This is a genomic window from Bradyrhizobium sp. BEA-2-5 (genome assembly GCF_032918025.1).
Lineage (GTDB): Bacteria > Pseudomonadota > Alphaproteobacteria > Rhizobiales > Xanthobacteraceae > Bradyrhizobium > Bradyrhizobium pachyrhizi.
The window spans coordinates 4794723-4815486 of sequence record NZ_CP136629.1; the positions used below are offsets into that span (position 1 = coordinate 4794723).

Genomic DNA, 20764 nt, shown 5'->3' on the forward strand with positions numbered 1-20764 from the left:
CGGCGGTCGCGGTCCGGCTCAGTTGATCAGGCCGGCATGGACCATGGCGCTGCGGACCGCCTGGCGGGTCGCTTCGGAGACCGGCACCATCGGCAGCCGCAGCGTCTCCTCCAGCTTGCCCAGCAGCGACATCGCGTACTTGATCGGCGCCGGATTGCTCTCGATGAAGAGGTTGTTGTGCAGCGGCATCAGCTTGTCGTGGATCGCGAGCGCCGCCTTGGTGTCGCCCTTCTGCCAGGCGGCGTGGAACTCCGAGCACAGGCGCGGCGCGACGTTGGAGGTGACCGAGATGCAGCCATGGCCGCCATGGGCCATGTAGCCGATGATGGTGGCGTCCTCGCCCGAGAGCTGGTTGAAATCCTCGCCCATCGCCGCGCGCTGCTGCGACACGCGAACCATGCTGGCGGTGGCGTCCTTGACGCCGGCGATGTTCTTCAGCTCCCACAGCCGCTTCATGGTGTCGACCGACATGTCGATCACCGAGCGCGGCGGGATGTTGTAGATGATGATCGGAATGCCGATCGCGTCGTTGATCGCCTTGAAGTGCTGGTACATCCCCTCCTGGGTCGGCTTGTTGTAGTAGGGCGTGACGATCAACACGGCGTCCGCCCCCGCCTTTTCGGCGTGCTGGGAGAGCTCGATCGCTTCCTTGGTCGAGTTGGAGCCGGCGCCCGCGATGACCGGCACGCGGCCCTTGGCTTCAGCGATGCACCATTCGACGACCCGCTTGTGCTCGTCGTGGCTCAGCGTCGGGCTCTCGCCTGTGGTGCCGACTGGCACCAGGCCATGCGTCCCCTCGGCGATCTGCCAGTTCACGAGGCTGCGGAAGACGGCTTCGTCCAGCGAGCCGTTCTTGAACGGCGTGACCAAGGCGGTGAACGACCCCCGGAACTTCGTCTTGGCTGCCATGGACTTCCTCCAAACGCTTCAGGCTAAAGGCTAGGTCGACGGACCTTTGCTGTTGGCGCGCTTCACGTCCGTGCGACCGGCACCCGGTTGTTGCGAAACGCCATGAAAGGCAATTCATATCGGGTCTGGCCGACAGGCGAAAGGGCCGTACCGTACCTATTCCCAACGGTAATCTGCGGCGCGCGAAATCGTTTCCAGCCGCGATTTTGCCGTTGTGCTGGCGCAAACAGCCGCACCGGCAGGCTTCTTAGTATTTTGTGTACGTTTTCAATCAAATAAGAACCCATGGCCCAAACGACCAGATGATTCGGGGCCGCAGAGGACTTCTGTGATCCGTTCCGTTCGTGCAGGCACATTGCGGTCGACGGCGCTGGCGACGAGCCTGGCGCTCGTTGTCGGCCTTGCCGCCATCACGGCCGATGCCTGGGCCGCCGAGGATGCTCCAACCGCAAAGCCGGCTGCCCAAGACACGGCTTCCAAACCTGCTCCTCCCAAGACCGCGGCGAAGTCCACGGCTCCGAAGGCTGCGGCTTCAAAGCCAGCGACAACCAAACCCGGCGCCGCCAAGACTGACGCTGCCAAGACTGACGCTGCCAAGACTGACGCTGCCAAGACTGACGCTGCCAAGACTGACGGAGCCAAGACCAGCGCTGCCAAGACCAACGCTGAAAAGACTGACACTCACAAAACCGAGGCTCACAAGACAACGTCGCCCAAGCCCGGCGCGGTCAAGACGGACGGGGCCAAGGCCGCTCCTGCCAAGACCGAAGCTCACAAGCCAACGGCTCCGAAGAGCCCGGAATCCAAGGACACCACGTCCAAGACCACCGCGGCCAAGACCACCGCGGCCAAGACCACCGCGTCAAAGCCCGCCGCTCCGGTTGCAACCGGAACTGTATCGAACAGGTCGGTACCCGCGCCCGCACTGGCTCCGGCAACGCGCCAGCATGCCGCACCGATTGCGCGCAAGCCGGTGCTGCCTGCGGCCGTGGCCGCAACATCCTCGACGTCGCACTCGGACAAGGAAGCACTTGCAAGCGTCATCGAGCTCGTACGCAAGCGCAAGGCCGGCGACGCCACCGATGCCGCCGCCGGCATCTCGGATCCGGTCGCGCGAAAGCTCGCCGAATGGATCATCCTGCGCAGCGAGGACAACGGCGCGACCGTGGAACGCTATCGCGCCTTCATCTCCGCCAATCCGACCTGGCCATCGCAGACCTTCCTGCGCCGGCGCCTCGAGGCCGCGATGTGGGACGACAGGCGCGACGATTCCGCGGTCTGGGCCTGGTTCCAGAATGAATCGCCGGTCTCGGCCAAGGGCCGGCTCGCGCTCGCCAAGGTCATGATCGGACGCGGCGACCGCGGCAATGCCGAGCGCCTGGTCCGCGAGGCCTGGCGCAACGACGGGATGAGCGAGGACACCGAAAACACCGCGCTTGAGCTGTTCGGCTCCTTCCTGACTGCCGGCGACCACAAGGCACGCATGGACACCATGCTGTACGGCACGGACAACGAGGCCGCCGGCATGCGCGAAGCCAAGCGCCTTGGCTCCGGCTACGTGGCGCTCGCGAAGGCACGCATCGCCGCCACCCGCAAGGGTTCGAACCTGCGCGCGCTGCTGGAAGCCGTGCCGAGCGAGCTCTCCGGTGACACTGGCTACTTGTTCGCGAAGATTCAGTTGCTCCGCCGCGAGGAGAAATTCGCCGAGGCCGCGCGGCTGATGCTGAGCGCACCGAAGGAAGCCTCCCGCCTTCACAATCTCGACGAATGGTGGATCGAGCGGCGCCTCCTGGCGCGCAAGATGATCGACACCGAGGAATTCCGCTCGGCCTATCTGATCGCGCGCGATGCCGCCCTGCCCTCGCGCGACATCTACAAGACCGAGCAGGAGTTCACCGCCGGGTGGATCGCGCTGCGATTCCTCAACGACCCCGCGACCGCCACCCAGCATTTTGCCCGCATCGGCGTCGGCAGCGTCAATCCGACCGCGCTGGCGCGCGCCGGCTATTGGCAGGGCCGCGCGGCCGAGGCCGCCGGCCGCGGCCAGGAGGCGCGCGCCGCTTACGGACGCGCCGCCGAACAGTCGACCAGCTATTACGGCCAGCTCGCCCGGGCCAAACTCGGCCTGCCGCAGATCGAGCTCAACAGCCAGCCGCGCGGGCGCGGCGCCGAGCGGCTTGAGATCGTGCGCGCTGCGCATCTGCTCTACGAGCTCGACGAGCGCGAGCTCGCGGTCCCGATCTTCGGCGACATGGGCGACAATGGCGATCCGGAGGCCCTCGCCGGCCTCGGCGAGCTCACCGCGCGCCACGGCGATGCCCGCGGCATGCTGCTGATGGGCAAGGCCGCGCTCAACCGCGGACTGCCGTTCGACCACTACGCCTACCCGGTGAACGGCATCCCCTCGTTCCGCCAGGTCGGACCGGAGGTCGAGCAGAGCGTCATCTATGCGATCGCGCGACAGGAGAGCGCGTTCAATCCACGAGTGGTTTCGCCGGCGCAGGCCTATGGACTGATGCAGGTGACGCCGGACGCCGCCCGCTACGTCTGCAAGCGCCACGGCGCTACGACCTGGGGCGGTTGAAGAACGATTCGGTCTACAACGCCGCGCTCGGCTCGGCCGAGCTCGGCGGATTGCTCGAGGATTATCGCGGCTCCTACATCATGACCTTCGCCGCCTACAATGCCGGCCGCGGCAGCGTGAAGAAGTGGGTCGAGCGCTACGGCGATCCGCGCGACCCGAAGGTCGATGCGGTCGACTGGGTCGAGCTGATTCCGTTCTCCGAGACGCGCAACTACGTGCAGCGGATCATGGAGAACCTCCAAGTCTACCGCGCCCGCTTCGGCGGCGGCACGCGCTTGCAGATCGAAGCCGATTTACGCCGCGGCGCCAGCGTGGAATGAACCGGCGCTGCCGGTTTTCAACAGGCTGGGCGACCGCGGCTTCCAGCCCCGACCAAAAATCACGCTAATCTATTGTTATATCTTGCATTTTAGGTATCCGCGCGCTTCGGCACTTGCCGATCGGCGCGGTATATAAAGGCTTGGGGACGGCCGGCGGCCGAGCTGCCCTCAAATCACCTTGGCGCAATCTGAATCTGCCGCTTGCGGCTCAGCGCCCACTCGGGCATATCGGCGCCATTGGAGAGGTGGCCGAGTGGCTGAAGGCAACGCTTTGCTAAAGCGTCATACGGTCTCAAGCTGTATCGAGGGTTCGAATCCCTCCCTCTCCGCCACCCGGCTAATGTCCAGCCCGGAGACATGGGTGACAGCCTCGTGCGAGAGCACGGTCTTCCTGCAGAATCGCGCCGATTTTCCGAAACTTGAGACGGCGATCAGTTCGACCGTTACTGCAAATATGACCAAGGCTGGATAAACAGGCGCCGCCGGGACAATGCCATTTAGAGCCCGGCGGCGTACTTTTGGCGTGCTGCGCAACGCTCCCTCAAAGTTCAATCTCGATCGCCATGTTCGCGCGCACAAGGGTGGTCAAACCCGCTTTCAATCTCTTCGCTTGCCAGGTCTGGAAAGCTGGATCGGCGTTTAGTTTATCAACCGCCGCGCCATAAGCCGAAAACGTCTCGAAATTTACTGAGAAAACGAAATTGCCGGCTTCACCGACGGCGACAGACCAGAACCTTGGTTTGCCACCATGCTTGCGCCAAAGCCCGGCACTCTCCTTTGCCAATTCGAGTATTCCTGCGAGGTCACCGCCTGGATTCGGCTTGACCACGTACTGCACGACTACTGCCATGCTACCCTCCAATTGGAAATTACAGGGGAGCACATGCGAGGCTGTTTTTCGGTAGTTGGGCTTGATCTAGGTCAAGCAATCCAGCGACGCGACATGGGTACTTAGCCGCCCGCCCGGGACCGCGATGGCATAGTGTCTGCACTTTGACCGTGCTGGGGATTTCAGTGTCCCAGTTCAGGAAGGAAACGCCGCCGGGCGTGTATTTTTGAGACCGGCGGCGTACTTTTTGGGGATTCGATCAGATCCAGTCGGTTGCCCGGCCGGGCGGACGATCCGGGAGCGGCCTATCGAGCCGGCCAGCGACCAATGAGCGGTGGTCCTAAGGGGTCATCGCAGAGAAATGCCGGCATCGGCCCCGGGCCTGGACCGGTTGTCACCTCCGCGTGAACGAAACATCATTCCCGGCGCCGCGAAGCGAGCGCGCAACAAACCGCGCCCACCATCCCCGCATTGTTTATTTCACCTGAGCATTTCCGGGGTAAAGCCATGCAGCAAGACAGTGGCATCCAATTCCAGGATACCGACCAGGTTCTGCGTAACGCCCAGCTTCGCCGATCCGCCGACTTAGGTCCCTGGTTACGGCATCGCTTCTCATCCAAGGCAGGCAGGCTCGTGGTCGCAACTTCGCTGGCTTGCATTGTTGTTGTGCTGGCGATCGTTGCTGCCCCGCGGCCCGTCTCGAGCGCTGCGCTCGGCAGCGAGTGGCAATGCAGCAAGGCGGCGTTTGTCCTGACGACCTGCCGTCAAGCCGACCCTGCCCGTTCATAGCAAGCGGCCGCATCGGGGGGCGTACGGTAGCGATGGCAATTGGCACTGGTGAAACCATCTGCCCGGCGACTCCGTAGCTGGAGCGCCGGCCTATTTCTTCCATTTTGGCACTACGGGCCGGCTGGGGCCGTTCGGTCTTTCCCAGTCACGAACGGCCTCACTTTTAGGTCCACCTATGAACCGCGTCAGCTTTCCCTCGGCTTGATTATTTGGCATCAAATGATCAAGGCGCCCGCACGAAGAATCCGCCGGCCGGTCGAGATCGAGCTGAAGGCGAAGAAATAGATGGATGGTCCAAGTCGCGGTCTCAGGTTAGCGATCTGTTTCTCGCTGGTTCTCGTTCTGCCTGCTGCGCAGACGCCGCCGACACTGCATTCGCGGGACGAGTGGCGTGTGGTTGACAAGGAATGCCGCGACGTCTTGCCTGCGCAGGCAAAGATACGGGCGTGTCTCAACCTGCTGAGCGATCGACGCCTCTCGACCGCTTATCTTGCCTCAATCACCGGCGAAATATCGAGCACTTTCCAAAGCTTGCGGGACTACAGCAACGCCATCAAGTACAAGAAGATCGAAATTGAACGCACCTCGGCGAGGCAACCTTCTTCGTCGGGTGATGCACTTCCTGCCAGTTTCGGCGCCATGTCTCTGCGTTACACGGAGCTCGGGACACTCCAGGCGCTCAATCGCCAAACCAATTTCGGCAGTCAGTCGGATGAAGCCCGCCGCGGCGCCACTGAGGAGCAAAACAGCTACAACCTTGCGCTTCAGTACAACCCGATGAACTACAGGGCATATCGATACCGGGCTGAAATTCGCAGCCAATTCTGCGATAGCGCGTCCGCCGCTCAAGACATGGAAGCAGCGGTTAGGTTTGCCGAACAGGCTGGAGATCAGGACGCCGCGCGAGACTACGAGCGCGTCACGCTAGGTGCCTGCGTTCCGGCGTGGCGGCGAGAATAGTCCGCGCCATCAGACTGTCCCCACCCGGCGGGCATACGCCGCGCCGCACCGCCCCGACAGTATTCTTACGGACCCCCAACTGGCAGGGAACTTGCGATGTATCCGTGAATAGTTCGGTGCCAGCTGTTCTCGGTGTGCCGAACTCAGACATTCGGAGCACGCAATGAACATGCATCATCGTTTTGAGACAGGTCGCGGACGTGGCGGGCGCGAGTCGACGGTCAGCAAGATGCTGTCTGATCTGATCCTGGCCTGCCAGCAGATCGAAGCCGACATCGCGACCGAAGAAGCGCGCGTGGGAATTCATGACCGATCGGACGCGAGGTATCCGATTTTGGCAAGGTCGCTCAATGAGCGGCACGCCAATCTCAAGGGAACGATTGCCACCCTCAAAAAGCGTGTAGCCGAGAGCTCTCAGCACAAGATGGTGACCGACGCAGCATAGCTCGGTCTTTGACCAGCTCCTTGCACGCGGGCAGAGCGATCGATGCGATGAAGCATCAGTGCGGCGGCGACGACGTCAGCCGCTGCCGCGGGTGGATGGATCGAGGTTTCGGTTCTCGCCGGGCGGGATCGGGCCAAAGCCCGGATATACGTACCGGTCCGGAGGGACGACCTGTTCACTTGGACGGATGATGAGGTGCTGTCGCACGCGACGATGATGCGCCGTTGCGGCGCCGGCAACCGAGCTCCACAGCACCACAAGCGGCAACGCCAAGACCAAGGAAATAGCCAAGCATAGACGCAAGGCAACACGCATCGCGATCACTCCGTTTCACCGAACAGGTGATCGCCAAACGTAGCGCTGTATTCTGCGCTGGCTTCTCACATGCGATCAAAACAGCGAGATCGGCGATCCGTCACTTCGTTATCGCAGCGATCGCGGTCTTCAGCGGCCGCGGCAGGGCTTGCGCGATGGCGACACCGAGCAGCGCGAGGCCGCCGCCGATGACGTGGAATGGCCTCACCGGCTCGCCGAGCATCACGATCGCGGCCACAGCGGTCAGCACCGGCAAGAGATTCATAAAGATCGCGCAGCGGTTCGGGCCGAGCTGCGCGACGCCGCGGATCCAGAGGAACGGCAGCACGACCGACGCGAGCGCACCGGCATACACGATCAGCGGCAAGGTCTCGGCGTTGACCTGACGCAGCGGCGCCGGCGTCGCGAGGAACGCGGGAAACATCACGGCCAGCGCGCACAGCGCCTGCATGTAGGTGGATTGCCATCCAGTGATCGGCAAATTCCAGCGTTTCAGCAGCACGCCGTACAGCGCATAAACGATCGCGGCCAGCGGCATCAGCGCGTCGCCCGCATGCACGCCGTTCTGCAACACCGACCACAAGTCGCCGCCGCTGACGAGATAGACGAGGCCCGCAAACGACAGCGTAGCGCCGCAGATCATGCCAAGCGTCGGCGGTTCGCCGAGCAGCGCGGCACTGAGGGCGACCGTCAACAGCGGCGTCAGCGCGGTGAAGACAGCCATGTTGGTCGCGGTGGTGGTTTCGGCCGCCAGATACGACAGGCTCTGGAACAGGCACATCGCAAGGAAGCCGAGGATCGCGAGCGGACCGAGATGCGGCCAGACCGCACGGCGATTGCGCCAGGCGCCGCGCGCCACGAACGGAGACATCAACAGCACCGCGACCAGCAGGCGATAGAAGGTGATCGCCTGCGGACCGATCATGTGCGCCGAGAGGCGAGAGACGATGACGTTGCCCGCCCACAGCACGATGGCAACGAAGGGATAGAGAAGTGCGACTTTCTGCTTGAACATGACCCGGCAGCGCGTTGGTGAAGGACACTCCAGCAACTACCTGTCGCCCCAACGTCCGTCTCACGCTAGAATGACCTCACCTAGCGAGATTGGGACATGCGAGATGAAGACGTGTTGGACGAGCTGATCACACGGCACCTCGACTATCACGCCACGGCGCGGCCGATGGCGGCGATGGAGATCGACTATCCGAGCGGCGCGTCGACCGGCCTGCACGCGCATCCGCGCGGCCAGCTGCTCTATGCGATCGAAGGCGTGATGGTCGTGCGCTGCGCTGAAGGCACCTGGGTGGTACCGCCCAACCGGGCGGTGTGGCTCGTGGCCGATCTCGCGCACGAGGTCCGGATGTGCGGCGCGGTCAAGATCCGCACCGTGTTCGTGGACGCCGACGCGGCTCCCAATCTGCCGCGGGCCAGCTGCGTGTTCGCGGTCTCGCCGCTGCTGCGCGAATTGTTCGTCGCCGCGATGCGCGTCCCGCTGGACTATGCGCCCGCAACCAGCGACGAGCGCCTGATGCAGGTGCTGCTCGACCAGTTGCGCGAAGTCGATGTGCTGCCCCTGCACCTGCCGATGCCGCGCGACGAAAGGCTCGCGCGGATCTGCGCCGCGCTGCTGGCACGCCCTGACGATGCCTCAACCGCCGAGCAATGGGCGCGAAGGCTGAAGCTGACGTCGAAGACCATCCATCGTCTGTTCGCCAGGGAAACCGGCATGACGTTCGGCGAATGGCGTCAGCAGGCCCGCCTGCTGTTTGCGCTCGAGCGCCTCGCGCGCGGCACGCGGGTGGTCGATGTCGCGCTCGATGCCGGCTATGCCAGCCAGAGCGCCTTCACCGCCATGTTCCGCAAGCATTTTGGCGTGCCGCCCAACGCGTTCTATCGGTAAGCCGTCCACTGCCGCTGTGCTCCCTCTCCCCATTCTTACGGGGAGAGGGTTGGGGTGAGGGGCCGCATCCGCAAAATAACTTCGAGTTAGACTCGCGGAGATTCCCCCTCACCCGGATCACATTGCGCTTCGCTCCATGCGATCCGACCTCTCCCCGCACACGGGGCGAGGTGAAGCAGAGTCCGTTGCTCGACCTGACATAACCTCGTCGCGCTTTAGTGCTCCGCCGCCGACTGAGCCTCCGGTCCCAGGATCCATTCCCTGAACGCCGCGATCTTCGGAAGCGACTGCCGGTTGTCGGGACAGACGAGATAGTAGGCGAACTCCTCCAGATGCGCGGTCTCGAGCAGCTGGACCAGTTCGCCGCTCGCGATCTCATTTGCCACCATCGCGGCCGGCAGCAGGCCCGCGCCCTGCCCGGTCAGCACGGCCTTCAGCAGGAGGCCGCTGTCATCGAACGAGGGTCCGCGCGGCGTGCGAACCTCCGCGATGCCGTTGGCCTGAAACCACAGGCTCCACCCCTTGCGATCGGCGTCATGCACCTGCGGCCAGCCCGCGAGTTCGCCCGGCGATGCCGGCCGGCCGAGGCGCCCAACCAGCGACGGCGATGCCACCGCCACCATCTCCACCGTGACGACGCGGTCGCTGCGCAGCCCCGGATAGCGGCCAAGGCCGTGGCGCACCGCGACGTCGACGCCGCTGCGCGAGAAATCGACCACCGTGTTGCTGGTGACGATCTGCAGATCGATCTCGGGATGCGTGTTCTGAAACGACGCCATGCGCGGCACCAGCCAGGCCGACGCAAAGAATGGCGTGACGCTCACCGTCAGCGTACCGACATCGACAGATGCCGCGACGCGGCGCGAGGCATCCGCGATCTGGCGAAACGCGTTGCGGATCGACGGCAGATAGTCGCGGCCGGCGTCGGTGAGATAGATGCCGCGCGGCACCCGCTCGAACAGCTTCACGCCGAGATCGGCTTCGAGCGTCTTGAGCATCTGGCTGACCGCGCCCGGCGTCACGCATAGCTCCTCGGCCGCGAGCTTCACCGAGAGATGGCGAGCGGCGGATTCGAACGCCTTGAGCGCGTTCAGGGGTGGAAGCCTGCTTTCCATGATTTAGAATTTCTAATCTGAATTGCTCAGCAAATCTGGTTTGCTAACTCGGCGTTTGGGGCGCCCTATCAGCTTAATCTGACGGTGAAAGCTGCGTCAACGCCGAGAAAGTCGAACCATGGAACTTAGATTTTCTAACCTCCTTTGCCGCTCTGACGGCTCCGTTTTCTTGATGGAGCCAAGCCATGACTGAGGTCGCAAGCAAGCTCGCCCTCCGCGAGATCGCTGCAGGCGGCGAGACCGGCCCGCTCGTCGACCGCATCAACGCGTCGCAAGCCGGCAGCCTGCCCGGCCTGCTGGGCTTTCAATGGCTCGAAGCCGGACGTGGCCACATCCGCGGCCGCTTCGAGATTGCCGCAAAACACTTCTCGCCGCACGGGCTGCTGCACGGCGCAAGCATCGTCGCATTGGCCGATACCGCATGCGGGTTCGGCTGCCTCGCGTCGTTGCCGGACGGCGCCATTGGCTTCGCCACCGGAGAGTTGAAGACCAACTTCATCGGCGCCGCGCGCGAAGGCGGCGTGAGCTGCGAGGCGCGCCTCGTTCACGCCGGGCGCACCACCCAGGTGTGGGACACCGAGATCCGCAGCGAGGCGACGGGCAAGACCATCGCGCTGTTCCGCTGCACGCAGATGCTGCTCTATCCGCCGAGCAAGGCCGGTGGCCATGCGGCACAGGGAGAACGATCATGAGGAATGCCGTCATGCACGCCGGTTATCAACGAGCCAAGCCGTTCTACGGCTGGTACGTCGTCGCAGCAGCCTTGGTCGTGACGCTGATCGGCTTCGGCAGCGCCTACACATTCTCGTCCTTCGTCGAGTCCCTGCAGCGGGAGTTCGGCGCCTCGCGTGGCTCGGTGTCGCTGGTGTTCTCCTTCGCGGGCTTCCTGTATTTCGGCCTGGGAGTGATCTCCGGTCCGCTAGCCGATCGCTGGGGCGCACGCAGGCTCGCCGGCCTCGGAATGGCGCTGGTCGGTCTCGGCATGGTGCTGGCGGGACAGGCGCAGACCATCCTCCAGGTCTATGCCGCCTACAGCATCGGGATCGGCGCCGGCGTCGGCTGCGCCTACGTGCCGACCTTGGGCGCCGTGCAGCGCTGGTTCGTCAGGCGACGCGGCTTTGCGTCGGGCCTCGCCGTCAGCGGGATCGGGGTCGGCACACTGGTGATGCCGCCGCTCGCGACCTGGCTGATCACGAGCTTCGGCTGGCGCGATGCCTATGTCGTGCTGGGCGTTGTCGCCGCCGTCGCCGGGATCGGTGCATCGCTGCTGATTGCGGACGATCCGCGCCGCCACGGCACCGGACCGGACGGCGATCCGCTCGATACGGTTTCGGGTGCGCCGCTCCGTCAGGGTGTTGCGATCCGCGCTGCGGTACGGAGCGCGCGCTTCACCGGGCTCTATGCCGCCTGCCTGATCAGCGCATTCGGCGTGTTCGTGCCCTTCGTGCACCTCGTGCCGTTTGCGGTCGATCATCAGGTGGCGCCGACGCTGGCCGTGCTGCTGCTCGGAATGATCGGGGTCGGCAGCACGGCCGGCCGGTTCTTCCTCGGCGGCATCGCCGACCGCGTCGGCCGCGATGCATTCCTGGTCGCGATGTATCTCGGCATGGCCGTCTCGCTCGCGATCTGGGCGATCGCCGGCACCTTCTGGTCGCTCACGGCCTTCGCGCTGCTGTTCGGCCTGTTCTATGGCGGCTGGGTCGCGATCCTGCCCGCTGTCGTCACCGACCATTTCGGCGGCCGCAATGTCGGCGGCATCATCGGCATCCTCTACACCAGCGTCGCGGTTGGCACGTTGCTGGGCCCCAGCGCCGCCGGTTTCGCCTACGACGTCAGCCACAGCTACTTCATTCCGGTGGCGATCAGTGCAGCCGCCAACCTCGTCGCCGCCCTCATCGCAATGGCGACCATGCGCACGGCCTCGCCGATCGCCTCGGTTGCGCAGCGGTGACGTCCCATGACGGTGGTGATCCCCGTGCTACCCTTGGGGATCACCACCCCATCGGTTCGAGACCTCCGTGATCACTCGCCTCGCCATGACCAATGCCTGGACTTATCGGCGAACCGACAGTGACGGCATCGTCGAACTGGCATCGTGGCGCGGCGCCGGCTCGCTTGGCCTCAAGCCGCACTTTCATGACGAGAGCCAGATCGTGCTGGTGCTGTCGGGGTCGCGCGCCTTTCGCATCGGCGGCGCGACCGTCACCGTGCCTGCCGGCCATGCCGCGCTCATTCCGGCGGGGATGCTGCATGCGCCGATGACGATGTCGGACGAGGAAACGGTCTGCCTGAACGCCTATGTCCCTGCCGGCCGCGTCTGCTCATCGGTGCGGATCAACCGTTTCGGGCAGCATTGGCGGAACGTCGACGAGATCTCGCCTGAGCATGTCAGCGAAATCGCCGACGACATGCTGTCGTGCGCGCCGCCCCACGCCGCCGGGTACACCGACAGGACGAAGCTCGGCATCGCGCTGACCGAAAGCGTCGCGCCGATCGGCGCGATTGCCGCCGGCTTCGGGCGAAGCCGCGAAGGGTTCAGCCGCATGGTCAGCCGCGAGCTCGGCATCCCGCCACATACCTTCCGCCTGCTGGCCCGCCTCAATCTTGCCCGGCAATTGCTGCGCGCCGGCGCGCCGATCGCAGCAGTCGCGGCCGATGCGGGCTTTTCCGACCAGAGCCACCTCACCCGACTGTTCCGCCGCACCTTTGGCACGACGCCTGGCGTCTATTGGCGCGGCTGAAGTGACGTCACAGATGTTCCAGACCGATCGGAGCGCCGCCCGCTAGCCTGCTCACCCTCACGAGGGTGAAGAATGGATATCCAGACAAGTCTTCTGCTGCTGGCGGCCGGGGTCGCGGGAGGGATCATCAATGCGCTGGCGGGCGGCGCGACGCTCATTACCTTTCCGGCGATGCTCGCGGCGGATCTGCCGGCCGTCATCGCCAACGCGTCGAATGCGGTGGCGATCTCGCCGGGCCATTTGATCGCCGCGCTCGCCGATCGCGGCAAGCTGCCGCCGCCGACGTGGCGCACGATCAGCTACGTCGCGGTCGCCACGGTGGGCGGCGCGGTCGGCGCCGGCGTGCTGTTGCTGCTTCCCGAGCGGCTGTTCCTGCTGCCGGTACCGGCCTTGATTGCATTCGCGACGTTGCTGTTCGGCTTCGCGCCGCAGATCCAGGGATGGACCGTCGGGCGCGAGAAGGCCGCAGCGCTGCCCTCGACCGGCGCGAGCGGTGCTATCCTGGGATTGTCGTGCGTCTATGGAGGCTTCTTCGGCGCCGGTCTCGGCGTCATCCTGACCGCGGTGCTGTCGATCACCGAGCCCAACAACATCCGGGCGATCAAGGCGTTGAAGAACCTGCTCGCGACCTGCGTGTCGCTCGCTGCCACATTGATCTTTATCTTGCAGGGGGCGGTGCGGTGGCCGGAGACCTTGGCGATGCTGCTCGGCGCCATGGTCGGCGGCTTTGCCGGAGGCTTCCTGATCAGGATCCTTCCCGCCCACATCGTCCGGCAGTTCGTCATCGTGGCCGGAGCGCTGATGACGGTGGTCTACGCGGCGCGATACTGGTTCTAGGTGGAGCGAGGGAGCCGAGGCTCCCATCGATATCGGTTGGCTTAGTGCGTCGTCATCCAGGCGCGGGCTTCACGCTGGGCGGCCGCGATCTCGACATCGGACATCTGCTCGGCGACTTCGCGGCGGTGCGCGATCGCGTCAGTACGTCCCTTCAACGCCGCGAGGTTGAACCATTTGTGCGCGGCGACGAGATCGACGATCCCGGAGCGACCGCTCGCCCAATAGATCCCGCGCTCGAACAGCACGTCCTGGATCGCCGTTGCGGCAACCGGGACAGCGCTTTCCTGATCGATGACCCCCTGAAACATTCTCAATCCCCTTTTTGTTGTTGGCCGCCCTCCCCCGAGCGCGGCCCCCGTCCACTGTTAAAACTACCCTGTCATTCCCTGGCTGATCTTTGATCATGCCCGGGCTGATCTTTGATCATGCCCCGCGCCGATCTTTGGGATCACCGCGTGCCGTTTGCCGGCTTGTTGGGATGATCATGGCCCATCAAATTTGAAGAGCGGTTTAAGTATCGCGATGAACGGGATGTAAATCGGCGTCGCCAAGGGCGCCTCCAGGAATCGCAGAAGTACCTGTGCCGCAGGCACTTCCTTGCATTCGTGAACGCCGGTTTACCCTGGTGTTTGGGACAACGATAACCATGGCGGACATTGGCCCCGCGCGACGGCAGGCCCCACCGGCCGATCAGTTTCGAAATTGACGGAGGGTGGCGCGACCAATCGACGAGCCGCGGAGCGGCGTGCGGTCGGGTGCACAGACAAAGCAACGCGAGGCCGTCAGGCCCAACGTCGATCCGCAATGGGGATGGGGAAAGTGGCTGCCGGGCGCGGACTGCGCGGGCCGCCGGAACGAGGGCGTCGGCGAACACGTCAGGACCAGATTCCAGCTCGGCATTCTCGCCGGTGAAATTGCGGAACCAAGCGGGCTCCGCACCGAACGAAGAAATCTCTGTTTCTTCTGCCGGACCGGTTTTGGGAAGGTTGCCCTCTCCGAAATTCGATCCAGCCGTTTGACCTGATGTCTCGCCGACACCCTCTTTCGTCAGCCAGAGCCTTGGGGGTGGGATGTGCCTCTCAGCAGTCCGTCCGCTGGCTCTCGCGACGTGCCGGCGTCAAGCCGCCGGCAATCCTCTCGAGGCGAGAGGCTTTCTTCTTCTTCGCGACCTTGCGGGTCTTCTTCGCAGTCTTCTTCACTGCGCTCTTCGCCTTCTTCGCCTTCGCCTTCTTCGCTTTCTTGGCCATGTTGCCCTCCGATGTGTGAGATGGCTTTAATCGCTGCGTGCACTCGGGGATCGAATGCACTTCATCCCGAATACACCAACACACCGAAAAAAACAGTGTCCCGCTTAAGGAAGTGTTGACGCAGCGGTGGCAACGCGCACCGCGCGCGGCGCCGTTCAAATCGACGATGCATTCACGCGACGATGCAAGAAGTGCAACAGCCGCCGACATCGGCATTTGTCAACGTTGCAGGAAATGCCTTCTGCTGTAGGCTTTTCTTGAATTCGCATTGAAGCGATCGACGCGAGATCGTCGTTGCGCTGAGTCGCGAGCGAAGACGAAAAGGGGCACGTCGCCGACGCCGAGTCGCAATTTTTGGCAACGAAAAAATTTTCGTGGGAAAGACGGCTTTTGCCTCGTTTGAGGTCGGCCGAGGCGGATTCGCGAACGAATCGCAGCTTCGGCGATTCGGCGCCGATGGCGCCGGCGCGCCACGAACGGAGGGTGTGAGGCAGGATCACGCCGCGTTCACGCGCGCGCGACGACACCGAAGTTGACGGCAACGGAGCATGCAAGGGCGCATGATCCGGCTGGATCATGCGCCAAGGACAACATCATTGTCCTGTTGTTCAGATGCCGAGCTTCGACTTCAGGAGGTCGTTGACCGCCTGCGGGTTCGCCTTGCCGCCTGACGACTTCATCACCTGACCGACGAACCAGCCGACCAGTTGCGGCTTCGCCTTCGCTTGCTCGACCTTGTCGGGATTGGCAGCGAGGATGTCGTCGACAACCTTTTCGATCGCCGAAAGATCCGTCACCTGCTTCATGCCGCGGCTTTCCACCAGCGCGCGGGGATCGCCGCCTTCCTGCCAGACGATCTCGAACAGATCCTTGGCGATCTTGCCGGAGATCGTGCCCTCGCCGATCAGGTCGATGATCGCCGCCAGCTGCTCCGCATTGACCGGCGAGGCTGCGATCTCAACGCCTTCCTTGTTGAGACGGCCGAACAGCTCGTTGATCACCCAGTTCGCCGCCAGCTTGCCGTCGCGGGCGCGATTGGCGAGCTTGTCGAGCACCGTCTCGTAGAACACCGCGCTCTCGCGCTCGGCGACCAGCACGCTCGCGTCGTAAGCCGACAGGCCGAAACCCGTAATAAAACGGGTCTTCTTCTGGTCCGGCAGCTCCGGCAGCTTCGCCTTCAACGCGTCGACGAATTCCTGGCTGAACTCCAGCGGCAGCAGGTCGGGATCGGGGAAGTAGCGGTAGTCGTGCGCCTCTTCCTTGGACCGCATCGAGCGCGTCTCGCCCTTGTTGGGGTCGTAGAGCCGCGTCTCCTGCTCGATCTGGCCGCCCTCCTCGAGGATTTCGATCTGGCGCCGCGCCTCGTACTCGATCGCCTGGCCGATGAAGGTGATCGAGTTCATGTTCTTGATCTCGCAGCGGGTGCCGAGTGGCCCGCCCGGCTTGCGCACCGAGACGTTGACGTCGGCCCGCAAGGACCCCTTCTCCATGTCGCCGTCGCAGGTGCCGAGATAGCGCAGGATCGAGCGCAGCTTGGTCACATAGGCCTTGGCCTGCTCGGCGTCGCGGATGTCCGGTTTTGACACGATCTCCATCAGCGCCACGCCGCAGCGGTTGAGATCGACATTGGACATGGTCGGCGACCGGTCGTGCAGCAGCTTGCCGGCGTCCTGCTCCAGATGCAGCCGCTCGATGCCGATGGTGACGCTGCGGCCGCCGTCGAGCTCGACCAGCACCTCGCCCTCGCCCACGACTGGCGACTTGTACTGGCTGATCTGGTAGCCCTGCGGCGAGTCCGGATAGAAATAGTTCTTGCGGTCGAACACCGAACGCAGATTGATCCTGGCGTTGAGACCGAGCCCGGTCCGGACAGCCTGCCTGACGCATTCCTCGTTGATGACGGGCAGCATCCCCGGCATCGCCGCATCGACCAGGGACACGTGCGTGTTCGGCTCGCCGCCGAATTCCGTGGAGGCGCCGGAGAACAGCTTCGCGTTCGAGGTCACCTGGGCGTGGATCTCCATGCCGATGACCATCTCCCAATCGCCGGTGGCGCTCTTGATCAGTTTGTGCGGGGCGGCAGATGCGGTCATGGATCTCGGTTTCCGGATAAAAGGATATCTGGGATGGATTGGGCTTCGCGCAACCAATCGCGCCAGTCAAGCCGCCTTGCGGTCCCCTTGCAGCCCGCAGCCGTCGCCCGAGGTGGGATCAGAGACCGCGCCGGAACTGCTGGTAGGCCTTGCTCGAGCGCAGCGCGTCGGCGCCGCCCGCGATCAGCTGGTCGACCTGCTCCGGCGGCAGCGACAGCCGCGTCGGGATGGCGTTCAGGATGCCGGCGCGATCCGGTCCGAGCCGGTCGAAGCCGAGCCGCTCGACATAGATCGCGACGTCACCGCATTTCCAACCAGCGCCGATGCCGAGCCGGCTGCGCTCCGCCGCCGACAGCCCGCAGCGCCAGCGCTTCAGCTTGCCGGACCAGTCCTCGGCGAGCGCCGTGAAGGCGGCGTAGCTGGAGCGCACGCTGGCATCGATCGCGGTGTCGGCGGCCGCGGACACCAGTTCGACGCCGCTCGGCCCTTCGAGCGTCTGCACGAAGTCGCCGGAGATGCCGCGGCCGGCGTCGACCACCAGGAACAGAATGCGTTTCAGCTTGGCCGCCTGCCGCTCGTTCAGCGGCTCGTAGGGACGCTGCGCGGCGAGCAAGCCGATGCTCAGCCCCGACAGGCCGTAATTGTCGACGAGGCCGCCATCGAGCAGCTTGACGTAGCGCATCGAGCCGTCGCGGTAATGTGCCTGGGCCTCGGCGTAGGCGCGCAGCAACGGCTGTGCGTTCGGATCGTTGCGCACCCGCTCGAGCCAGGCCGGCAGCGGCGCGGCGCAGCCGCCGGGATAGGTTTGCAGCACGATCGGGGCGAATGCCAGCGGCACCGCGGCGGATGCCGCCACCGCTTCGGCGACACGATACGATCTGATGTCGCTGCACAAGGCATCGAACGACGTCTTGCCGAACACGAACGGCGTGCGGTTGTAGATATCAGACGCGTTGATCCAGACCCGCGGCCGGCGATCGTCGGCCAATGCGTCGAACCGCGCGCCGTCGAACACATTCTGATCGAGCCAGTCGGTGAACTGGCTGTCGTTGACGCCGCCGCCGAGTGCGCGCCCGATATTGCCGAGCGAGATCCGGGTCTTCAGTCCCTCCTCGGCGTTACGCAGCAGGAAGCGCTGGCGGAAATCGTCGAGCGCCGCTCGGCGCTTCAATCCGAAATAGGCGGCGGTGACCGATCCGCCGGAGACGCCGGAGACGAAGTCGACGCGGTCGAGCAGCGTCTTGGTGCCCGCCGCACTCGAACGCGTGTGGTCAAGCTCCTCCAGCACGCCGAACGAAAACGCCGCCGCGCGGGTGCCGCCGCCGGAGAACGACAGTGCGAGCAGCAGATCATCTTCGTAGGCCGGAATGTCGCGGGCGCTGCTGTTGTCGGCGAGCGCGGCGCCGAGCGGGACGTTGCCGGGCAGATTGTAGACGGAGGCGCAGCCGGCAAGGCCCGCCGCCACCACGGCCACCAGCATTGCTGACAGCCATCCCCCTATGCCCGACCCACGCACGAATACTCTCTTTTGCCGCTGGCCCCCGCCCGGTTCCATTAGCCTATCACGGCCAATCTGGGCAGCGGCATGGCGGCCGAAACAGGGTTAATGCTCGCGGTGCCTCCGCACCGGCGTCCTTTAACCGCGCTGCGCAAGCAGCGTGGCAACGATCCGCTCCCACTCGGCCTCGAGCGTGTCCTTTGCGACCGGCCGGCCGGCCTGGCGATACCAGTAGCCGGCATTGCCAAGATCGCCCTCGACGCGATGCAGATGGGCATGCACCCAGGCCGAATTGGCGTCGCTCTCGTCCTGCACGATGCGGTGCGCCTGGTCCCAATCGCCCTTCTTCGCCCACCACAACGCGGCGAGCGGCGGCGACAGCGCCGCATCGGGCGCGGTGTCGGCGAGACTGGCGCGGAAATCCGCCATCGCTCACCACCATCTGGGCGCCGTGAAGCGGCCGGCGGCCTGCTCGATCACCTCGCCGAGCGAGAACAGCGTCTCCTCGTCGAACGGACGGCCGATCAATTGCAGGCCGAGCGGCAGGCCCTGCGCGTCCCTGCCGGCGGGCACGGCGATGCCCGGCAGGCCTGCCATGTTCACCGTCACGGTGAAGATGTCGTTGAGGTACATCTCGACCGGATCGGCGCCGCCCTTCTCGCCGATGCCGAAGGCGGCCGACGGCGTCGCGGGGGTGAGGATCGCGTCGACGCCCCTCGCGAAGCAGTCCTCGAAGTCCTTCTTGATCAGCGTCCGCACTTTTTGCGCGCGCAGATAATAGGCGTCGTAATAGCCGGCCGAGAGCACATAGGTGCCGATCATGACGCGGCGCTTCACCTCGGCGCCAAAGCCCGACGCGCGGGTATTCTCGTAGAGCTCGATGATGTTCTTTGCGGGCTCGCGCAGGCCATAGCGGACGCCGTCATAGCGCGCGAGGTTGGAGGAGGCCTCCGCCGGCGCCACGATGTAATAGGCCGGCAGCGCATATTTGGTGTGCGGCAGCGAGACTTCGACCAGCTCGGCGCCGGCCGCCTTCAGCCAGGCCGCGCCCTCGCTCCAGAGTTTCTCGATCTCGGCCGGCATGCCGTCGAGACGATACTCCCTAGGGATCCCGATCTTCATGCCCTTCACCGACTTGCCGATCGCGGTCTCGTAGTCCGGCACCGGAATGTCGACCGAGGTCGTGTCCTTGGGGTCATGGCCGGCCATCGAGCGCAGCAGCATCGCGGCATCGCGCAGCGCGCGATCGGACCGGCCTGGTCGAGCGACGACGCAAAGGCGACGATGCCCCAGCGCGAGCAGCGGCCATAGGTCGGCTTGATGCCGACGGTCGCGGTGAACGCCGCCGGCTGGCGGATCGAGCCGCCGGTGTCGGTCGCGGTCGCGCCCATGCAGAGCAGCGCGGCGACGGCCGAGGCCGAACCGCCGGACGAGCCGCCCGGCACCAGCGTGGTGTTGCTGCCGTCGCGCCGCCAGGGATTGCCGACGGGGCCGAAGCAGGAGGTCTCGTTCGACGAGCCCATGGCGAACTCGTCATTGTTGAGCTTGCCGAGCATCACCGCGCCGTCCCGCCAGAGCTGCGAGGTGACGGTGGACTCATAGGTCGGCACGAAATTGCCGAGGATCTTCGAGCACGCCGTGGTGCGCACGCCCTTGGTCGCGAACAGGTCCTTGATGCCGAGCGGGATGCCGGCGAGCGGTCCGCCCTCGCCTTTTGCAATTTTCGCGTCGGCGGCCTTGGCCATCTCGCGGGCGCGGTCGGGCGTTTCGAGCACATAGGCATTGAGCACGCGCGCGGCCTCGATCGCGGAAAGATGCGCGTCGGTCAGCTCGAGCGACGTGAAAGTCTTGTCGGCGAGACCCTTGCGGGCCTCGGCGAGCGTCAGCGATGTCAAATCGGTCATTTATTGATCGGGCTGCAGAAGAACGGGGACAGGGTCTTGTCGTTGGCCGGGTCGTCTTTGCGCGCCAGGTTATTTGCCTTGGCATTTTCCTTGGCGCGGGCGGCGTCAAGCGCCTCAAGATGGTCGAGCACGGCGTCCATCGCCGCGTTGGGATCGGCGACCTTCCCCTTGCGCTCCATGGCATCGAGGAAGTCCATATAGGCCTGATAGGCCTTCTCATCGTCGCAAAGCAGACACATCGGACTACGTCCTAAGACTCTTTGTTTGACGCGCTTTCT

General features: G+C 64.7%; 18 protein-coding genes, 1 tRNA gene and 2 pseudogenes. 9 read left to right on the plus strand and 12 right to left on the minus strand.

From position 1 onward, the window contains the following. Window positions 1-18 precede the first annotated feature (18 nt). The gene (gene dapA / locus RX327_RS22470; RefSeq protein ID WP_317247151.1) at window positions 19-909 is read right to left on the minus strand and encodes a 4-hydroxy-tetrahydrodipicolinate synthase; all 891 of its coding nucleotides are present in this window, start codon (window positions 907-909) and stop codon (window positions 19-21) included. Between the two features lie 355 nt (window positions 910-1264). Here dapA and RX327_RS22475 point away from each other — a divergent pair. Together RX327_RS22475 and RX327_RS22480 are read left to right on the plus strand one after the other, a co-directional pair. Then, window positions 1265-3813 (plus strand): annotated as a pseudogene (locus RX327_RS22475) (transglycosylase SLT domain-containing protein). Between the two features lie 239 nt (window positions 3814-4052). Beyond that, window positions 4053-4145, plus strand: a tRNA-Ser gene (locus RX327_RS22480). A gap of 209 nt (window positions 4146-4354) precedes the next feature. Here the strand turns inward: RX327_RS22480 and RX327_RS22485 are convergent. Further along, window positions 4355-4663 carry a hypothetical protein gene (locus tag RX327_RS22485; protein ID WP_157340985.1) on the minus strand — a complete coding sequence of 103 codons (309 nt, stop codon included), beginning with the start codon at window positions 4661-4663 and terminating at the stop codon, window positions 4355-4357. Between the two features lie 1161 nt (window positions 4664-5824). On the opposite strand from RX327_RS22485, the gene RX327_RS22490 reads away from it, so the two are divergent. Both RX327_RS22490 and RX327_RS22495 read left to right on the plus strand, forming a co-directional pair. Further along, window positions 5825-6391, plus strand: coding sequence for a hypothetical protein (locus RX327_RS22490; protein ID WP_244482332.1), 567 nt, complete (start codon window positions 5825-5827; stop codon window positions 6389-6391). 163 nt (window positions 6392-6554) lie between these two features. Beyond that, entirely contained in the window at window positions 6555-6836 is a 282-nt protein-coding gene (locus RX327_RS22495) for a hypothetical protein (protein WP_028333831.1), read from the plus strand. A 415-nt stretch (window positions 6837-7251) separates the two neighbouring features. Here the strand turns inward: RX327_RS22495 and RX327_RS22500 are convergent, their stop codons facing one another. After that, window positions 7252-8166: a DMT family transporter gene (locus tag RX327_RS22500; protein WP_050385795.1), complete on the minus strand. Its 915-nt coding sequence runs from the start codon at window positions 8164-8166 to the stop codon at window positions 7252-7254. 96 nt (window positions 8167-8262) lie between these two features. Here RX327_RS22500 and RX327_RS22505 point away from each other — a divergent pair, with 96 nt between their 5' ends. Then, window positions 8263-9051 (plus strand): AraC family transcriptional regulator, encoded by a 789-nt coding sequence (locus RX327_RS22505; RefSeq protein WP_038377415.1) that lies wholly within the window; start codon window positions 8263-8265, stop codon window positions 9049-9051. Between the two features lie 215 nt (window positions 9052-9266). Here the strand turns inward: RX327_RS22505 and gcvA are convergent, their stop codons facing one another. Continuing rightward, window positions 9267-10166, minus strand: a complete 900-nt coding sequence (gcvA, locus tag RX327_RS22510) for a transcriptional regulator GcvA (protein WP_050385794.1) — start codon at window positions 10164-10166, stop codon at window positions 9267-9269. Between the two features lie 185 nt (window positions 10167-10351). Here gcvA and RX327_RS22515 point away from each other — a divergent pair, with 185 nt between their 5' ends. The 4 genes from RX327_RS22515 (at window position 10352) to RX327_RS22530 (ending at window position 13744) form a co-directional block, all read left to right on the plus strand. Next, window positions 10352-10858: a PaaI family thioesterase gene (locus tag RX327_RS22515; protein WP_050385793.1), complete on the plus strand. Its 507-nt coding sequence runs from the start codon at window positions 10352-10354 to the stop codon at window positions 10856-10858. Continuing rightward, on the plus strand, window positions 10855-12117 hold the full coding sequence (locus tag RX327_RS22520) for an MFS transporter (protein WP_082190673.1): 1263 nt from the start codon (window positions 10855-10857) through the stop codon (window positions 12115-12117). The genes RX327_RS22515 and RX327_RS22520 overlap by 4 nt, the downstream gene beginning before the upstream one ends. Before the next feature lie 67 nt (window positions 12118-12184). Continuing rightward, window positions 12185-12907: an AraC family transcriptional regulator gene (locus RX327_RS22525; protein WP_028333825.1), complete on the plus strand. Its 723-nt coding sequence runs from the start codon at window positions 12185-12187 to the stop codon at window positions 12905-12907. Window positions 12908-12979: 72 nt separating this feature from the next. Beyond that, on the plus strand, window positions 12980-13744 hold the full coding sequence (locus RX327_RS22530) for a sulfite exporter TauE/SafE family protein (protein WP_317247152.1): 765 nt from the start codon (window positions 12980-12982) through the stop codon (window positions 13742-13744). Between the two features lie 41 nt (window positions 13745-13785). Here RX327_RS22530 and RX327_RS22535 read toward each other — a convergent pair whose 3' ends face one another. From RX327_RS22535 to RX327_RS22570, 8 genes and pseudogenes are all read right to left on the minus strand, one after another. After that, on the minus strand, window positions 13786-14052 hold the full coding sequence (locus RX327_RS22535) for a hypothetical protein (RefSeq protein WP_317247153.1): 267 nt from the start codon (window positions 14050-14052) through the stop codon (window positions 13786-13788). Between the two features lie 771 nt (window positions 14053-14823). Further along, a complete protein-coding gene (locus tag RX327_RS22540; protein WP_317247154.1) occupies window positions 14824-14991 on the minus strand; it encodes a hypothetical protein in 168 nt (55 codons plus the stop codon). 155 nt (window positions 14992-15146) lie between these two features. Beyond that, the gene (locus tag RX327_RS22545; RefSeq protein ID WP_028333824.1) at window positions 15147-15569 is read right to left on the minus strand and encodes a hypothetical protein; all 423 of its coding nucleotides are present in this window, start codon (window positions 15567-15569) and stop codon (window positions 15147-15149) included. Between the two features lie 30 nt (window positions 15570-15599). Next, window positions 15600-17084, minus strand: coding sequence for an Asp-tRNA(Asn)/Glu-tRNA(Gln) amidotransferase subunit GatB (gene gatB, locus RX327_RS22550; RefSeq protein WP_317247155.1), 1485 nt, complete (start codon window positions 17082-17084; stop codon window positions 15600-15602). 118 nt (window positions 17085-17202) lie between these two features. Then, window positions 17203-18564 (minus strand): patatin-like phospholipase family protein, encoded by a 1362-nt coding sequence (locus RX327_RS22555; RefSeq protein WP_028333822.1) that lies wholly within the window; start codon window positions 18562-18564, stop codon window positions 17203-17205. Between the two features lie 156 nt (window positions 18565-18720). Beyond that, a complete protein-coding gene (locus RX327_RS22560; RefSeq protein WP_028333821.1) occupies window positions 18721-19011 on the minus strand; it encodes a hypothetical protein in 291 nt (96 codons plus the stop codon). Between the two features lie 3 nt (window positions 19012-19014). Then, window positions 19015-20486 (minus strand): annotated as a pseudogene (gene gatA, locus RX327_RS22565) (Asp-tRNA(Asn)/Glu-tRNA(Gln) amidotransferase subunit GatA). After that, window positions 20483-20725 carry a hypothetical protein gene (locus tag RX327_RS22570; RefSeq protein ID WP_317247156.1) on the minus strand — a complete coding sequence of 81 codons (243 nt, stop codon included), beginning with the start codon at window positions 20723-20725 and terminating at the stop codon, window positions 20483-20485. Before RX327_RS22570 ends, gatA begins: the two are co-directional and overlap by 4 nt. Window positions 20726-20764: the final 39 nt, after the last annotated feature.

What these genes read in the sequence shown, in the direction of transcription:
- dapA (WP_317247151.1), bottom strand. Translation starts at nt 909, where the DNA reads ATGGCAGCCAAGACGAAGTTCCGGGGGTCGTTCACCGCCTTGGTCACG.
- RX327_RS22485 (WP_157340985.1), bottom strand. Translation starts at nt 4,663, where the DNA reads ATGGCAGTAGTCGTGCAGTACGTGGTCAAGCCGAATCCAGGCGGTGAC.
- RX327_RS22495 (WP_028333831.1), top strand. Translation starts at nt 6,555, where the DNA reads ATGAACATGCATCATCGTTTTGAGACAGGTCGCGGACGTGGCGGGCGC.
- RX327_RS22500 (WP_050385795.1), bottom strand. Translation starts at nt 8,166, where the DNA reads ATGTTCAAGCAGAAAGTCGCACTTCTCTATCCCTTCGTTGCCATCGTG.
- RX327_RS22505 (WP_038377415.1), top strand. Translation starts at nt 8,263, where the DNA reads ATGCGAGATGAAGACGTGTTGGACGAGCTGATCACACGGCACCTCGAC.
- gcvA (WP_050385794.1), bottom strand. Translation starts at nt 10,166, where the DNA reads ATGGAAAGCAGGCTTCCACCCCTGAACGCGCTCAAGGCGTTCGAATCC.
- RX327_RS22515 (WP_050385793.1), top strand. Translation starts at nt 10,352, where the DNA reads ATGACTGAGGTCGCAAGCAAGCTCGCCCTCCGCGAGATCGCTGCAGGC.
- RX327_RS22520 (WP_082190673.1), top strand. Translation starts at nt 10,855, where the DNA reads ATGAGGAATGCCGTCATGCACGCCGGTTATCAACGAGCCAAGCCGTTC.
- RX327_RS22530 (WP_317247152.1), top strand. Translation starts at nt 12,980, where the DNA reads ATGGATATCCAGACAAGTCTTCTGCTGCTGGCGGCCGGGGTCGCGGGA.
- RX327_RS22535 (WP_317247153.1), bottom strand. Translation starts at nt 14,052, where the DNA reads ATGTTTCAGGGGGTCATCGATCAGGAAAGCGCTGTCCCGGTTGCCGCA.
- RX327_RS22540 (WP_317247154.1), bottom strand. Translation starts at nt 14,991, where the DNA reads ATGGCCAAGAAAGCGAAGAAGGCGAAGGCGAAGAAGGCGAAGAGCGCA.
- RX327_RS22545 (WP_028333824.1), bottom strand. Translation starts at nt 15,569, where the DNA reads ATGATCCAGCCGGATCATGCGCCCTTGCATGCTCCGTTGCCGTCAACT.
- gatB (WP_317247155.1), bottom strand. Translation starts at nt 17,084, where the DNA reads ATGACCGCATCTGCCGCCCCGCACAAACTGATCAAGAGCGCCACCGGC.
- RX327_RS22555 (WP_028333822.1), bottom strand. Translation starts at nt 18,564, where the DNA reads ATGCTGGTGGCCGTGGTGGCGGCGGGCCTTGCCGGCTGCGCCTCCGTC.
- RX327_RS22560 (WP_028333821.1), bottom strand. Translation starts at nt 19,011, where the DNA reads ATGGCGGATTTCCGCGCCAGTCTCGCCGACACCGCGCCCGATGCGGCG.
- RX327_RS22570 (WP_317247156.1), bottom strand. Translation starts at nt 20,725, where the DNA reads ATGTGTCTGCTTTGCGACGATGAGAAGGCCTATCAGGCCTATATGGAC.